This window comes from Arthrobacter bambusae (genome assembly GCF_022606295.1).
Lineage (GTDB): Bacteria > Actinomycetota > Actinomycetes > Actinomycetales > Micrococcaceae > Arthrobacter > Arthrobacter bambusae_A.
Map to the genome: position 1 here is coordinate 1 of NZ_JAHHZS010000087.1, position 2,254 is coordinate 2,254.

A 2,254-nucleotide genomic window follows, 5' to 3' on the forward strand; every position below is an offset into this window, starting at 1 on the left:
TCTAGGCATGCTCTGTTTGCCTGCCCCACCTTCGGGCACTGCCCCAGTTCCTGTTGACTCGGTGTCATCGTTCGCTGAGGAAGACGTGATAAGCCATGAGCGTGGACATGCGGCCTTCCTAATAGCGAACTTTCCGACTGCGACTACTAAAACTCAATACCGTCAACATTTGTCAACACGAGAGGCCCAAAAAGCTTCTGACGTGGGGAAACACTGTGCCCGAGGTGGACTCGAACCGGACTCCCGGCCTTGCAAACACTGGGAACTCCCGAAAACATTGGCAATCCGGCCGAGTCCGGCCGACGCACGACCTCGGCCGAAGGAAAAGTGTTGACACTGTCAACACTCCCCCTTTTCCACTTTTGAACCCGTTTCCCGGCGAAAACAGGAGGCGCATTAGTCATGGTCTAGGTTGCCGGGTCTCGATCCGAATCTCGCCGGCACTGCTTATTGACCTTTCGGCGGGGACGATTCGGTTACCTCGCCGATCACGGTCTGCAGGATCTCAATTACAGCCTGTGACCTTTTAACAATCTCTGCCCGTTCAGCGGCAACAGGAGTCTGCCCGGAGTCCTCAAGCTCTTCGCCCTTGTACAAACGCTGAATGTACTCGAGCGGATCTTCGCCGGCTGCTCGAGAACTTACCACCCACTTTTTGTCTTTTTCAGCAGCCGTCATCGCGGCGCAGGTTACGATTGCGCGTACGAGATCAGCCATGATTCGGTCGAGTCCTAACGCGGCCCGGAGAAGGGTGTTGACCTCTATTTCTGCTTCGCTTGGCCCGGCCTCTTCTTCAAAGGAGTTGTAGTAGCCCCAGGGTTTGAGCCGTTCTGGGTCCAGCCGGGTGATCGCCCGCTTAACGCTGTCGGATAGGGCAATAGGATCCTCGTGAAGTTCTGCTCCATGCCGATGTTCCCATAGGCGAAGAATGTAATCAGCAACTTTATCCTCTGCCCTGGCTCGTTCTTGCCCATTTAAAGACTCGACAGTCACCATCTGCTCGGCGAGGTAGTGCGCAATCCACCGTGACAGGAAATCGTGCTCATCCAGAGAGGCGGCGATTTGCTTACCTAGCAACAGGATCGCCGCGGTAGTCGCGCCATCCCTCGTTGGGCGTGAAGAGGAAGAACTTGACGTAGTCATCGAGATACCCCAAAGAGTCATCGGAGCCTGAATAGCGCCGGGTGGATTCGTCATTCCTATCAAAACGGACTGCAAGGATCACCGCAGTGTCTGTTGCGGCGGCAAGATCTTCGAGGAGTGTTGGCGTGACTCGAAGTCTGGCACCGTCTGGCCCGCGCCGCTCACGGCTACCGTCTTTTTGAGACCACGCCGTAGAGACGGCAACGGCTTCCGGCTTTCCAAGCTGGAGCCAGCCCAATCCGTTCGTGGTCGAGTTCAGGTTCAGCAGCTTTCTCACCCAGTCGGAAGGTCGCGGTGTTGGGTACCGCACATCGAAGGCGAATTGGTCTCGTCGGTCACTGCCACTTTCCGAGTCAGGATCCTCAAGCCATCCTCGAAGCCGAAAAGTTCCGAAGTCGAATGTGAAATCGTCATCACCAGCGAGCGGGATACGGAAATTGTTGAATGACGGTGAAGTTTGCAAGGCACGGACGAGCGCCGGACCGGTTTCACGGCTAACGAGGGCGCTTGTCACGAAAATATTGTCTGAGGTTCCATAGTCAATTCGGTGAGCGGACTGTCTAACTGTGATCCAACCATCCGCCCCGAGAAATGCCCGGACGAAGTCGCCCGTGGTAACTTCCCACAGCCATCCGTCGCGGCCGCTACGCGAAGAGTGGCCTAGGCCGCGGGGCACGGCCCGACGCGCGTCGGACAGCCACAGCCGGTCCTCGCGGCTTAGATCGAATGTTGAAAACCAGCGGTCGAATTCTGTACCGTCATCCTCTGGCTCCTGATACGGCGTCTTACTCCTAAGCAATCGACCAGCGACTGTGAGCATCGCGTGGTATGAGAGATAGAAGTCAAAATCCTCTGCCTCGGGGAAGTCGTATTTGTAGAAGTATGTTTCCCCCTCCATGTAGACTTCTGCAGCTCGTCGGGGGTCGAGCGTCAAGAACGGCGAGTCGCGCCACTCCCACTCTTCAAGGATCAAGTCGCTCACGGCCTTAGCCACATCGGAGTGCTCAACCTGGAAAGAATCGCTCAATGGGCCAAGCCAGTACTCATCCATATCGAAGTGGAAGTCGAACTCCGAGGTCACCTGACTTGTGGTGAAAGGTTTGGGCGCACT

2 protein-coding genes are annotated in these 2,254 nt (G+C 56.3%); both read right to left on the minus strand.

Annotated features, from left to right (window positions below):
* Positions 1–447: 447 nt before the first annotated feature.
* Complete coding sequence (locus tag KNN17_RS22160; RefSeq protein WP_241711059.1) at positions 448–1,077, minus strand: hypothetical protein; 630 nt, start codon at positions 1,075–1,077, stop codon at positions 448–450.
* Positions 1,067–2,254: hypothetical protein (locus tag KNN17_RS22165; RefSeq protein ID WP_241711061.1), on the minus strand; the 1,188-nt coding region annotated here is incomplete at its 5' end. The genes KNN17_RS22165 and KNN17_RS22160, both read right to left, overlap by 11 nt.